The following is a 12,120-nucleotide window of genomic DNA, read 5'->3' on the forward strand; positions in this document are numbered from 1 at the left end:
TGAATCCCAACAGACCCTAGCCGAACGAGCGCCAGGCTTCAAAAGTCTTCCCTCACGGGACCGCAACGCGATCTTTGACTTTGCGTTCTTGTGGAGCCTGTTCGAAGCGCAGGTCATGAACAATTTCGCGCGCGCCGACCGCATCCGCGAAAAGGTCGATGAGTGGACGGCTGCTGGCACGCTTGGGGCTGAGCTCTATGATGGCGAACTGACCTATTTCCGGAGGCGATATTTCGCTGATGGCGCATTGACAGGCCATTTCCCCTATCTAGGTCTTCGCCCGGCGGACTATCCTGACTTGGTACGGGTGGTAATCGAGGAAGCAAACAATGATCCGCGCGACCGCGTTTTGGTGCTCCTGATGATCGTCTGGCGCTTGCGCAACAATCTCTTTCATGGCGCGAAGTGGGCCTACGAGCTTCGCGGGCAGTTCGATAACTTCGCCCACGCGAACAACGTGCTGATGCGTTTGCTCGAACGGCACGGACAGCTCGCTTAGCGCGACCCTGGGTGTCCACGGCGCACCCGACGCCTTCCGTATAGGCCGCTATTTGGCCTTGAGCAGAATGTCGTTGCTATCGCATCAAACTCGCACCAACGAAACAAAATTGCGCTGGACCACGCGCCATAGGCCGCGCCGGGCGTTTGCAAAACCTGCCGAATGCCAGCATTCTGGAAATTTCAAGTTCGACGGTCGGGTCGGCTACGGCGCTCGCGGCTGCGGAGTCGAAGCTATGAAGAAATGTCAGTGTTAAATCGCGAGCGCTCGTTTGAGATCGTCGTGCTCGAACGCGCTGGCCATGCGGTTGATTTCGGCCCCGCGGGCACCGACGGCTTTGGCCGTGTCGCGCCAAGTCGCGGTCGCTGTCGCGACGTCCTTGATGATCGTGCGGGCCTGCGGCAGCGTAAGCCCAAAATATTCCGACGCGGCTTCGAGCAGATCGAGCGAGCAGGTGCCTTCATCGAGGTCGATGTTCGTCGTCAGCACCCGCGCCTTCACATCGGTGGGGACGGGATTGAGGTCATAAGCCGGCGAGAGCGACCATCCCGTCTTTCCCAGCCACAGGAAACCGTGGTTGCGTAGGTGATCATCGACGTTGGAGATTAGCACGTTGAAGACGACACGCCGGTAGAGGGCGTGGGCGTCCGTCTTTCCATGCGCACCATGTTGCGCGAGAGCGTCGACGATCTCCGGATAGCTTCCGCGCTGGCCGTCTTTGGCGCCCATCATCGCCATGGCGGACAGGAACGGGATGCGGACGGCGTCATTGCGATCGAAACGGCGTGACAGCATGACGGCCTTGCCGGCCACCTCGATCAGTTCGTGTTGCGGAGTGGCGATGCCGGCCTTGCTGGCGAGCCGTAGCGCAATCTCCTCCCAGGTCTCCATGCTGTAGTCGTCGGTCTCCTTCGGAAATTTGGCGATCGAGAGATTGCCGTGCTGGTCGACGACGGAGGCCTTCGGCCGGGCGCCGCCGAGGGAGGAGCCGGGCGCGAAGATGAGCTGTAGATCTTCGTCCGTTTCCTCGTCGCGGAGAATGCGCTCGGTGATCTGGAGCAGTCGGCCGAGTTCGATCAGGGCGGGCACGCCAGCGCGGATCGGCGCCTGAAAGAGTTCTTCGCCGACCCAACGGAAGCGGAGTGCGCCAAGTCGCGTTTCGTCGGCAACGCCGAGCAGATAGTCACTTTCTGCAAGCGTGCGAACCGCGCGGCCTTCGCGGTCGGCGAGGCGGCGTTCGGCGCGCTGCATGAGACGGCGGCCCCAAGTGTCAGGCGCGGAGTCGCCGATGGAGCCAAACGTGGCCAGTCCGGCAGGAGGAGCAAAGGCGCCGCGCGTCAGGGCGAGGGCGGGTTCCAGTGAAAACCGGTCCGGATCATCAAGCCACGCGCCATCGTATTCGAAGAGGATGGTCTCTGAGCCTCGGGCGCGATTGCTCCTTGCCAGTCCGATGCGGCGCGTGCGGGCGCCGAGATCGATATGCACCTCGAAGTCAGCCATTGCTTGAGGCTCCGGTCTTGCGCTTGAGGTGGATGTGCTTTGGCAGCTCGGCGCTAGCCAGCGCCTGGCCGACGCTATCGTTGCTGATGTCCGCGACATTGATCAGGCCGTCGAGCAGGCCGAGGGCCTGAAGAACGCCGGCATAGATACCAATACTGACGTTGGTGTCGCCGGCCTCGACTCTTTGCAGCGTGGAGCGGGACGTGAAGGCGCGCTCGGCGACGACCGCCATCGGCAGCCGCCGGCGCCGCCGGGCATCGTGGATGTCGGCGCCAAGCTTGCGCAGGGCCCTTCGAACCGCGGCGGGAGGATTGTGGGGGGTCGGCATTTGGTACCTTCGCGCTACAGATTTCACGAATATGTAGCACGAAGCTTACAAATATCCTAGTCTGGCAGGACCGGTATTTCCGTAGTGGGGCGGCGGGGCATTCGCCAGAACGATATATTGGCCCGCGAGCCTGTTGGTTGAGAACTGTCACAAAACCGGCGTAGTCTCCGAAGGTTGGTATTCGCATCTCGTGATGGAGGGGTGAGGTGAGCACATTACCTGTGAGCGCGAACTGTTCGCGCTCGTTCACTGTCCATCCTCGTTCCAGCGAATACCTGTTATTCCGCAGCGATTCCTTCTTCGCATGCCAAATGGGCAGAATCCCGGTCTGACTGGCCCCCACTTCGCATGGCGCGGCGCCCACCTCGGCTTTGATATTGGGCCCTGGACCGACGCCGGTTGACCATATCGTTGCAATCGAAAGTTGTGAAGAAATCAAAGCCATTGTCGACACGGTAGTGTCAAATTGAAGCTTCCAACAGCCGCGAGATTTGACGCCCCCGGAGCATTCCAAGAACGGTCAATGGGCCGCGCTTACAGGAGGAATTATGCCGATCTCGGTCCGGCGGATGCAGGTTCCCGGGAGAGAGCACTACCGGAGGAGCCGGGACACGACCTTCGACGATTGTACTTCGCTGCCGTCACACGCTATTTCTTGACGAACGAGTGGTGAGGATCGACGGAGATATGGGGCGGCGGAAGGGCGGGTCTACGGCTGGAATGGGCTTGCTGCTCGTGCTGGGCGCGATCTACGCGGTCCTCGCCGCGGCTTATCGGTTCGTCGTGGAGAATCTGGCCGCGGTCGTAGCCGTCTGCACGGTCTCCGGTCTCGTACTGCTGCTCGGCTATCTGTTCTCGAAGGCCGGAAAGCGACGTGAGATCGCGACAGGGCGATCGAGCGCGCAACACACTCCGCCGCCGGTCATCGAGCCAACGACAGCGGACCCGGTACGGATCGCGCCGGCCTTTCGCAGGGGGCGGGCTCCAGCGCCGGCGAGGTGGGTGCCGCCGGGAGAGTCGGTCACTGTCCAGGGCATCACCATCGCGGCCGGTCGCTTCTATCTCGGCGAGGCCCTCTTCTTCGAAGGCCAAGAGATCGACGGCTACGTCGTCAATCCCAAGCTTTCCGCACGAACGTCGCGGCCGGACGTCGCCGGGGATGCCATGCCGTACTGGCCGTCCTACGCGGACGTGACGCCCGCGGCCCGCCACGCTTTCCTCGATTGGATGTCGAGCGGTCGGCGGGACGATTCCTACGGCATCGGGCACGTCTTCGTGTTCTTCTACGGGCTGGAGCACAGGCTTTTCGTCGATCGGGACATCGCGAGCGCGCCGGACTGCATCGCCGAGGTCGAGAGGCTTCTGGCGAGGCGGGTCGACAGCGAGTCCTTCCAGGGTTACGGGAGGCGGTTCGTGGACATCGCAAGATGCGCCGCCGGCATGCCTCTCGCCGTTCCGCAACCATCAGCGGAGCGGTCACACTCTCCAGAGATGGACATTCAGGTGCGCCTTCACCTTGGGCGGCGTCTCGCACAATCATCGACGATCCTGTCCGAAGACGCTCTGCTCTGGGTTCTCGCGCTGCCGGACGTGTATCTGCGTACCGCAGCGGTTCGGTGCTTCGACGAATTCGTGGCCCTTTGGCATCTGCGTTTCCGGAGCGCGTTTCCGGAAGGATTGAACGTCACCACTTCCGGCAACATCGATCTGCGGTACGAGGCAGCGAGCCGGGCCTTCCGGGTCACGGTGGACGGTCCTCATCGGGCCTATCCCGACGTCGCGAAGGCGACGACGTCTCCCGAACCATTGAGGCGCCTCGTGCAGGAATGTACCGACGAGCTCGACGGATTCAGCCGGCTTCTGGGCCGCCAGCCCGAGGCGCGCAACTCGGTGCAGGCGTCGCTTCTGCTTCCGCCCGATCTCGTGTCGGAAATCGGCTTCGATGCGTTGCATTCGTTCGGGGAGCGTCTGTCGGAAATCATGGGGGGCCAGAGCCGCGCGGGCACGACCATGGGCACCGTATTGCGGTCGGCCGACTTCGATCTTCCGGAGAACGGCAAGGTATCGTCCGGGCTCGCGGACCAGCTCGGACAGGTGCTGGATCGGCTCGACATCGCGATCGAGCCGGATCGGCGCTTCGGCGGAGCGGTCCCGCAGCCTGACGATCAGATATTCCTGTTCAAGGCGCCTAGCGGCGGGCCGGTCGATCCGGAGCGTCAGGCCTATCGGTCGATGAAGGCCCAAGTCGAGGTCGCCGTGCTGGCGGCGGCGGCCGACGGCGATTCCTCGAGCGACGAGATGCCGCGGGTGATCGCCGGGATAAGGGACGGAAAGGACCTCAGCGCGATCGAACGCGCGCGCCTGATCGCGTTCGCCGTCACGATCTTCAACAACCCACCCAAGCTGTCGAGGGTCATGAAGCGCCTGGCGGAGCGCAGCGACGCCGAACGGGAGGCTATTGCCGATGCGGCGGTCGCAGTCGTCGGCGGCGACCAGAACGTGCGGCCCGACGAGGTCAGATTCCTTGAGAAGCTCCACAAGGCACTGGGCCTTCCGAAGGAGCGGGTCTATTCCGAGCTGCACAGAACCGTGCCGCGGGCGGACGAACCGGTATCCTTGTCCGTCGAGAGACGCGAGGCCGGGGTGCCGATCCCGAAAGAGCGACCGGTCGCCGCACCGAGTCCCGTCGTCGTGCCGGCACCTGTCCCCGCACAGGAGGGTGTCGTCGCGCCGGCACCCGTCGCTGGAATCCAGATCGATGCCGCGCGCTTGGCACGGACGCAGCGGGAGACCAACGCGGTCGCGGAACTGCTGGCGAACATCTTCGAGGAAGACACGACGCCAACTCCCGTCGAGACGCCGGTGGCATCCGCGGCGAACGAGGTCTCCTTCGAGGGGTTGGACGGACCGCATGCGGAGCTCGTCGAGCTTCTCGAGCGGAAGGGATCGATCGCGGGAGCCGAATTCGACGAGCGGGCGCGCGCGATGAAGCTCCTGGCGGACGGTGCGATCGAACGCATCAACGACTGGTCTTACGATCGCTTCGAGGAACCGCTGCTCGAAGAAGGGCACGAGATCGTCATGGTTCCGCATCTGCGGGAGCGACTGGCTGAACTGAGAGAGACGACGGCATGAGCAAAGCGCCGAAGACGATAAAGCCGAAAGAACGGGACACTATCATCCAGGCGCTGAGCGCCGGCGTGGTGCCGCGCGTCGGCCTTCCGCACATCCAGGTCGGCAGAGCCGCGGAGATCGGAGCGTTGCTTCGCGACGTGGACAGGATCGCGGACGGCGGGGCGGCCGTCAGATTCGTGATCGGCGACTACGGCGCCGGCAAGACGTTCTTCGCGAACCTCATCAGACTGATCGCGCTGGAGCGGAAGTGCGTGACCGTGCACGCGGATCTGGCGCCCGATCGCCGCATCCACGCCAGCGGCGGCCAGGCGAGGGCGCTCTATTCCGAAGCCGTCCGCAACATGGCCACCCGCACGAAGCCGGAGGGCGGCGCACTGGCGGCCGTGGTGGAGCGGCTCGTCACCGACGCCGTCAAGGAGGCCGGAGAACGGCAGGTTCCAGTCGAGAAGGTGATCGACGAGAAGCTGGCCCCGATCCAGGAATTCGTCGGAGGCTACGATTTCGCGACGGTGCTCAAGGCCTACTGGCGCGGCAGCGAAGCGTCGAACGAGGAGCTCAAGCTCGCGGCCCTGCGGTGGCTGCGCGGAGAGTTCTCGACCAAGACCGAGGCGAACAAATCCCTCGGCGTCAGGACCATCATCGACGACGACGGCGTGTACGACTCGCTGAAGTCCCTCGCATGCCTGACGAAGGTCGCGGGTTACGCCGGACTGTTGGTGATGTTCGACGAGATGGTGAACATCTACAAGCTGCAGAACGCCCAGGCGCGCAAGTCTAACTTCGAACAGATCCTCCGCATCGTGAACGACGCCCTGCAGGGAAACACTGTCAACATCGGCTTCGTCATGTGCGGCACGCCGCAGTTCCTGATGGACACCAGGCGCGGCCTGTTCAGCTACGAAGCGCTGCAGTCACGGCTGGCGGAGAACCAGTTCGCCACCAAAGGTCTTGTCGATCTTTCGGGCCCGGTCATAAACCTCCAGAGCCTGACGCCGGAGGATCTTCTGATCCTGTTGTCCAACATCCGGACGGTGTTCGCTGCGGGAGATCCGTCTAAATATCTGGTGCCCGAAGAGGCGTTGACCGCCTTCATGGCCCACTGCGATCGTCGCATCGGAGAAGCCTACTTCCGCACGCCGCGGACGACGGTGAAGGCCTTCGTTCAGATGCTCTCCGTGCTCGAGCAGAACCCGGGCACGAAGTGGCAGGATCTTCTGGGGCAGGTGGAAGTACCTGCCGATCTGCAAGGCCAGCAGGAAGCGGTGCCCGAGGGTGGCGCGCAGCCCGGAGACGACGATGAACTCACCAGCTTCCGGCTCGGGACTTGAAGCCGCCTACCATCTGCTGCATCCCAAGGTCCGCCGCTGGATCCGCGACCAGGGCTGGGACGAATTGCGCGAAATACAGGCGCGCACGATCCTCGCCGTGCTCGAGGACGATCGCGACATCCTGATCTCGGCGACGACCGCGGCCGGCAAGACGGAGGCGGCATTCCTCCCGATCCTGACGTCGATCGCGGAGCGCAGCGCGTCGGGCTTCTCGGTTCTGTACGTCAGCCCGCTCAAAGCGCTGATCAACGACCAGTTCCGGCGCCTCGAAGGACTGTGCGAGAGCATGGAGATCCCGGTGGTCAAATGGCACGGGGATGCGCCGCAGGCCGAGAAGAAGAAGGCGATGAACAAGCCCGACGGAATCGCCCTCATCACACCGGAATCGATCGAGGCGATGTTCGTCCGTCGTCCGGCCGACGCCAAACGGCTGCTGTCGGTCGCCGAATTCATCGTCGTCGACGAGCTTCATTCCTTCCTGCAGGGACCGCGGGGATTGCACGTGGCCAGCCTGCTGCGGCGCATCGATGCGATGGCGGCGCGGCCCGCCCGGCGCGTCGGACTTTCCGCGACGATCGGCGATCTCGGCCAGGCCCGCGCGTGGCTGCGGCCGACGAATCCTGGGAGCGTCGAACAGCTCGTGGCCAACTCGGACGCTCCGGAATTGCGTCTTCAAGTCAGAGGTTACATCGAGCCGCCAGATCTCGACGATCCGGGCGGCGTCGTGCCGCGTTTCGAGCCCGCGACCGGCGAGCCGGCTCACGACCGGCTGATCGCGGAGATGCGCAAGGTCTATCTCGCGGACGACGTTCCGCCCTATCTCGACGCCAGAGCCCGGGATCTCCTGGAGGAAGGGCGCGAGATGTTCCGCGAGCTCGACTTGGAGAGCCGATCGCTGGTCCAGGAAGATCGTGACATGCACGTCTTCCTCTGGCGGGGATCCCAGGCGACCGCCGTCTTCAGCGCGGCGCTTGCGATGGCCGGGCTTCAATCGGGCGTGCACGAACTCGGAGTCACGGTCTCCAAGATCAAGGAGAGCGAACTGCGACCGATCCTCTCCAAGCTTGCCGAAACGCGAAATATCGGTCCCCATGACGTCTCGGAGTTCGTCGCGAACATCAAGGTCGGGAAGTTCCGGGAGCAGGTCCCGGAGAATCTGGCCAGATCTCTCTGGGCCAGACAGAACGGCGACAAGGTCACTGAAATTCCCGTCATGGCCGCAGCTCTCTAGCGGTGTCGCCTCGTCTTTTCGAAGTCGAATGTCGTACACCATCGTCAGATGGCGCTTGCGAACGCATTTTGCCGGTACCCGGAAATGGCGGAGACTATCTGAGGTCCGATCATAGAGGCGGTCGATGGTGACGTGCGCGCCGGTTCGAAATGCTTCCATCGCGAAGCGGCGTCGACGACGCGCGGGGCTGCCGAACTGCCTAGCGGATGAATGTCGTGAGTCGACAGATGTTTACGAATGCCCCTAATATGTGGAGGGAGTAAGTTCGCGGAAGCCGGTACGGGTGGGGCAGTGAACTTCCAGGTGACGGTTCTCAAGGTGCTGGTCAGCTATCCAGACGGGTTCGCCGTTATGGCGGACCTCAAGCGCGATATGGCGATTCTGGCGACCAGCGGGCGGGATTGGGCCGAACGCACGAAGCGATTGGCAGCCCGCGTGCCTGACCTGGATATCTTCTCCCAAGGTCTCATCGAGCGGTTGAATGGCGGCTGGCGTGTCACTGACAAGGGACGCGCGGTTCTCGAGACCATGGAGGCTCGACCCGCACCCGCCCAACAAGCTACGGAGCTGCCTGATGTCCGCGCGGTCGAGGAGCAGACGCCAGCCACGACTCTGTCACCGATGCCTTCAATCGCTCCGGAAACGAAGCCGGCGCCAACGCGACGCTATCCGGCGAAGACAAGCGACTGCGTCGTAACAAACCTAGCTAAGGGCAAATTTTGGCGTTCGGAAAATAGGAATATATTCCATAATCAATGTTATGCGAATCTACGTTCGCGCGCTGACGCATATGCTTAACGGCTCAATATTCCATATTGTTAACTTTGCTCGACCGAACCGACAGGCGGACTGCATCTGATCCGACAAGACCGACATCTCGATCGTGGCAATCAAGCTCGACGCCGTCGAGGATCTGCTCCGGGCTCACCGGCAGTTCGGCCAGCGGATTGAGGGCACGCCCGGTGAAAGATGGGCCGCGAGCCTTTCGGCGCGAAGGCATCTACCACGCGAAAATTCAGGAGGCGGAGCTCGAGAAATCCGCAGCACAGAATGTGCAGATCATGGACAGCGTGGGCACGGATCTCCAGATTCTTTCGCCCCGTCCCCTCATGATGTTGCACGGTGAGAACCGCTGGGACGACGTCGTGAGCTGCGCGCTGGACAACAACGATTTGATCGCACGCACGATCAAGCTGCATCCAAAGCTCTTCCGCGGGGTCGGCGGCCTGCCTCAAGCGACCGGAGTGCCTCTCGAGAAGATGTTCGACGAGATCAAGCGGTGCATCAACGATCTCGGCTTTCTCGGCGTGCTAATCAATCCGGACCCGTCGGATGGCGCCGGCAAGTCACCGCCGATGGGGGATCCCTACTGGTATCCCCTATACGAATTCCTGTGCGAGCACGACATTCCCGGTCACATCCACAGCTGCGCCTGCTGCGGTCGCGAGACCTATAACGAGCACTTCATCACCGAGGAGAGTCTCGCCATCAGTTCGATCTCGCGATCCGATGTGTTCAAGCGTTTTCCCCAGCCGAAACTCCTCGTCAGCCATAGCGGAGGGTCGATCCCGTATCAGGTCGGACGCTGGCGCTCGAATCGCCAGTCGGAAAGTGTCACCATCACGGAGTGGTCACCGCGCAATCGCGCAAAGGCGTAATCCCATGCAGATGTTGTGGCGTGGACGGGATTGATCCTGAAGTATTGGCTCGACGGTCGGCGGCGTCTACGGCAGCCACTCGTTCGCATCATCAGACCCGACAGAACGCGACCTGTTTCTCCAGGAGATCTACGATTGTTCGCCGCCGCCTCGGGCGTCAAGACCGGGAGGGACGCAGACTCATGAAGTTGCCGCATGCTGCTGGTGAAGCCGTTGGTCTGGAAATCATTATTGTGTATGCCGGACATCCTTTGTGGCCTGCGGGCTTCGGACTTCGTTCGAGGGGAATATTTTGACGTGTACGGTGCTCGCTTGGGAGCTCTTCCGAAGACGCTGGTGTTGCTGGCCGACGGCCACGCTATCCGTTGTGCCGCTGGACTGCGCGATCAGTCGGAGCAATTCTTCTCTGAACTGTATCTTGATGAGCCCATCGAACAAGATGACGTACGTTTCCTCGCCGTCGTTCTCGACCCACACTGACGCCAGTCGGATAGCGGTGGGTCGAGGACGCGGCAGGAACGTCACGCTCGGGGCGCTTGCGCTTTTCCATGTCCTTGACCTGCAGGTGCACCGGTCGGTCGTCCTCGTGGTTGGTGTTCGACAGGGACGCCGAGGAGAGAGGGTCGAAGGTCAGAACGCCAAGCCGGCTTCGGATCGCTCGACGGCCTTCTCCGCACGCTTTTCCGCGGAAGCCTCAGCACGGGTGCAATAGGCGTGATCCTCCCGGCCGTCGGTCTAAGGGCAGAACCTAGCCGAAGTAGCGGTGCGGAAGCGTCTTGCCGATGATCGGAAACAGATCACGGGTCGTCACACCCCACTGATCGGCGAGTTCGGTCAGGCCGATCGCATCCTCGCCGGACTGACCGAGCAACACGACCTCATCGCCGATCGCGGCGTCACTGATGTCGGACAAATCGACACGCAGCAGTTCAGAGTGCGACGGGCCGAGCAGTCGCACCCTCTGGCCACGGATCAGTGCTGTCGCGCCCTCCGGCATACGGTGCGGATAACCGTCGCTCCACCCGATCGGGATCAGGCCAATCCGCATCTGTGGTCGCAATGGCAGGAAGGGTGCTGGGTAGACGGCGCCGATCTCGGCCAGCGACTTGACCAGCACGAGGCGGCTCTTCAGCCCGACGAGAGCTGGTCGCCAGACCGCCTTTCGTTCCTCAACCGCAGGGAAGCTCATGCCGACGACCAACCGTCCCGGATCGACTGCGTTCCAGTCAGCCTCGGGATAGCCGAGTACGATGGCCGAACTCGAGACCATGCGGATCGGAATAGCGATCCCCGCCGCCTCGATTGCGGTGATGGCCTGTTTGAAACCGCGAAGCTGGCCGAGCAGATAGGACTCGTCCTCGAAACCGTAACTCGTCATCGGGTGGCCGTAGACGCCTTCCAGACGCAGGTGGCGGCTGGTCACGACAGCGCGGGCGACGGCCGCTGCCTCATGCGGCAGCGCTCCGGCGCGACCCCCCCCCCGGCGTCGATCTTGAGAAAGACTGGCATCGCTGCCGTTGCGGCGGCGTCCCACCGGGCGACATCTTCTGTGGTTGAAAGCGTCGGCATCAGCCGGGCACGCTGCAGCACGGGGGCGGCCTCGGGCAAACAGTTCGGATAGAGCAGGATCGGGCTTTCGATGCCCGCCTCGCGGCAGGCGAGCGCCCTATCGATATTCCCGAAGGCAAATCCAGCAACTCCTTCTCTTTCGGCACGCCGGGCGATCTCGACCGCGCCACATCCGCTGGCATCGCCTTTTTGGCAGACATAGACGGCGACGCCATCGCCGAGAAGCTCTCGGAGCTGACGCAGGTTGTGCGACACCGCTCCGAGATCGATTTCGCACCAGGTGGGGCGGAAGGGGGCAGAGATCATAGGGAGGGCATTCCAGTTGTCGGAGACGGAATAATGGCGTGGCCGGGTCAGAGACCGCTGCCGGCCCGATAGCGTTGCATGAAGCCCAGCAGGCGTGCGTCGCGCGGCGCCTCGAAGATCTCCATCGGGCTGCCGCTTTCGATCACCCGACCGTCAGCCATGAAGACGACGGCAGTCGAAACATCATGAGCGAATTGCATTTCGTGGGTTACAATCATCATGGTCATGCCCTCGGATGCGAGCGAGCGGATGACGCCGAGCACCTCGCCAACAAGCTGGGGATCGAGCGCCGATGTGATCTCGTCGAGCAGCAGCAGACGCGGCCGCATGGTAAGCGCCCGCGCGATGGCGACACGCTGCTGCTGCCACCGGAAAGTTCGCCCGGATACTTGTCGCGCTTATCAGCAAGGCCGACGCGATCGAGTAGCGACAGTGCCCGCGCACGGGCCGTCGTCTCTGCCTCGCCGTGCACTCGGCGAGGAGCGATCGTCAGGTTTTCCAGCACAGTGAGGTGCGGGAAAAGGTTGTAATGCTGGAACACCATGCCGACCTGCGCACGCAAGGCA

13 protein-coding genes and 2 pseudogenes are annotated in these 12,120 nt (G+C 62.8%); 8 read left to right on the plus strand and 7 right to left on the minus strand.

Annotated features, from left to right (window positions below):
* Positions 1–499: hypothetical protein (locus tag CWO89_RS31800; protein WP_207234617.1), on the plus strand; the 499-nt coding region annotated here is incomplete at its 5' end.
* A gap of 252 nt (positions 500–751) precedes the next feature.
* On the opposite strand, the gene CWO89_RS31805 is transcribed toward CWO89_RS31800, so the two are convergent.
* Together CWO89_RS31805 and CWO89_RS31810 are read right to left on the minus strand one after the other, a co-directional pair.
* The gene (locus CWO89_RS31805) at positions 752–1,999 is read right to left on the minus strand and encodes a type II toxin-antitoxin system HipA family toxin (RefSeq protein ID WP_130582464.1); all 1,248 of its coding nucleotides are present in this window, start codon (positions 1,997–1,999) and stop codon (positions 752–754) included.
* Entirely contained in the window at positions 1,992–2,327 is a 336-nt protein-coding gene (locus CWO89_RS31810) for a helix-turn-helix domain-containing protein (RefSeq protein ID WP_130582465.1), read from the minus strand. The genes CWO89_RS31805 and CWO89_RS31810 overlap by 8 nt, the downstream gene beginning before the upstream one ends.
* Before the next feature lie 720 nt (positions 2,328–3,047).
* On the opposite strand from CWO89_RS31810, the gene CWO89_RS31815 reads away from it, so the two are divergent.
* The 7 genes and pseudogenes from CWO89_RS31815 to CWO89_RS48250 form a co-directional block, all read left to right on the plus strand.
* Complete coding sequence (locus CWO89_RS31815) at positions 3,048–5,462, plus strand: tellurite resistance TerB family protein (RefSeq protein ID WP_245476673.1); 2,415 nt, start codon at positions 3,048–3,050, stop codon at positions 5,460–5,462.
* On the plus strand, positions 5,459–6,790 hold the full coding sequence (locus tag CWO89_RS31820; protein ID WP_130582466.1) for an ATP-binding protein: 1,332 nt from the start codon (positions 5,459–5,461) through the stop codon (positions 6,788–6,790). The genes CWO89_RS31815 and CWO89_RS31820 overlap by 4 nt, the downstream gene beginning before the upstream one ends.
* Positions 6,759–8,021 carry a DEAD/DEAH box helicase gene (locus tag CWO89_RS31825; protein ID WP_130582467.1) on the plus strand — a complete coding sequence of 421 codons (1,263 nt, stop codon included), beginning with the start codon at positions 6,759–6,761 and terminating at the stop codon, positions 8,019–8,021. Before CWO89_RS31820 ends, CWO89_RS31825 begins: the two co-directional genes overlap by 32 nt.
* Positions 8,022–8,312: 291 nt before the next feature.
* Positions 8,313–8,819 (plus strand): hypothetical protein, encoded by a 507-nt coding sequence (locus CWO89_RS48245; RefSeq protein ID WP_245476672.1) that lies wholly within the window; start codon positions 8,313–8,315, stop codon positions 8,817–8,819.
* 164 nt (positions 8,820–8,983) lie between these two features.
* Positions 8,984–9,679 (plus strand): amidohydrolase family protein, encoded by a 696-nt coding sequence (locus CWO89_RS31840; protein WP_207234616.1) that lies wholly within the window; start codon positions 8,984–8,986, stop codon positions 9,677–9,679.
* A 43-nt stretch (positions 9,680–9,722) separates the two neighbouring features.
* Positions 9,723–9,887, plus strand: coding sequence for a DUF6338 family protein (locus CWO89_RS49710; RefSeq protein ID WP_463702979.1), 165 nt, complete (start codon positions 9,723–9,725; stop codon positions 9,885–9,887).
* Positions 9,888–9,916: 29 nt separating this feature from the next.
* Positions 9,917–10,105, plus strand: a pseudogene (locus CWO89_RS48250) (thermostable hemolysin); the annotation flags it as partial.
* Positions 10,106–10,117: 12 nt separating this feature from the next.
* Here the strand turns inward: CWO89_RS48250 and CWO89_RS31850 are convergent.
* The 5 genes and pseudogenes from CWO89_RS31850 to CWO89_RS49720 form a co-directional block, all read right to left on the minus strand.
* Positions 10,118–10,353, minus strand: a pseudogene (locus CWO89_RS31850) (4Fe-4S dicluster domain-containing protein); the annotation flags it as partial.
* A 74-nt stretch (positions 10,354–10,427) separates the two neighbouring features.
* A complete protein-coding gene (locus CWO89_RS31855; RefSeq protein WP_130582469.1) occupies positions 10,428–11,102 on the minus strand; it encodes an alanine racemase C-terminal domain-containing protein in 675 nt (224 codons plus the stop codon).
* Entirely contained in the window at positions 11,099–11,554 is a 456-nt protein-coding gene (locus tag CWO89_RS31860; protein WP_130582470.1) for an alanine racemase, read from the minus strand. Before CWO89_RS31860 ends, CWO89_RS31855 begins: the two co-directional genes overlap by 4 nt.
* 47 nt (positions 11,555–11,601) lie before the next feature.
* Entirely contained in the window at positions 11,602–11,883 is a 282-nt protein-coding gene (locus CWO89_RS49715; RefSeq protein WP_502702930.1) for an ATP-binding cassette domain-containing protein, read from the minus strand.
* Positions 11,778–12,098 (minus strand): hypothetical protein, encoded by a 321-nt coding sequence (locus tag CWO89_RS49720; RefSeq protein ID WP_502702929.1) that lies wholly within the window; start codon positions 12,096–12,098, stop codon positions 11,778–11,780. The genes CWO89_RS49715 and CWO89_RS49720 overlap by 106 nt, the downstream gene beginning before the upstream one ends.
* Positions 12,099–12,120 lie beyond the last annotated feature (22 nt).

Origin of the sequence: Bradyrhizobium sp. Leo170 (genome assembly GCF_004296405.1) — a bacterium.
In the GTDB taxonomy this organism is placed as follows: domain Bacteria; phylum Pseudomonadota; class Alphaproteobacteria; order Rhizobiales; family Xanthobacteraceae; genus Bradyrhizobium.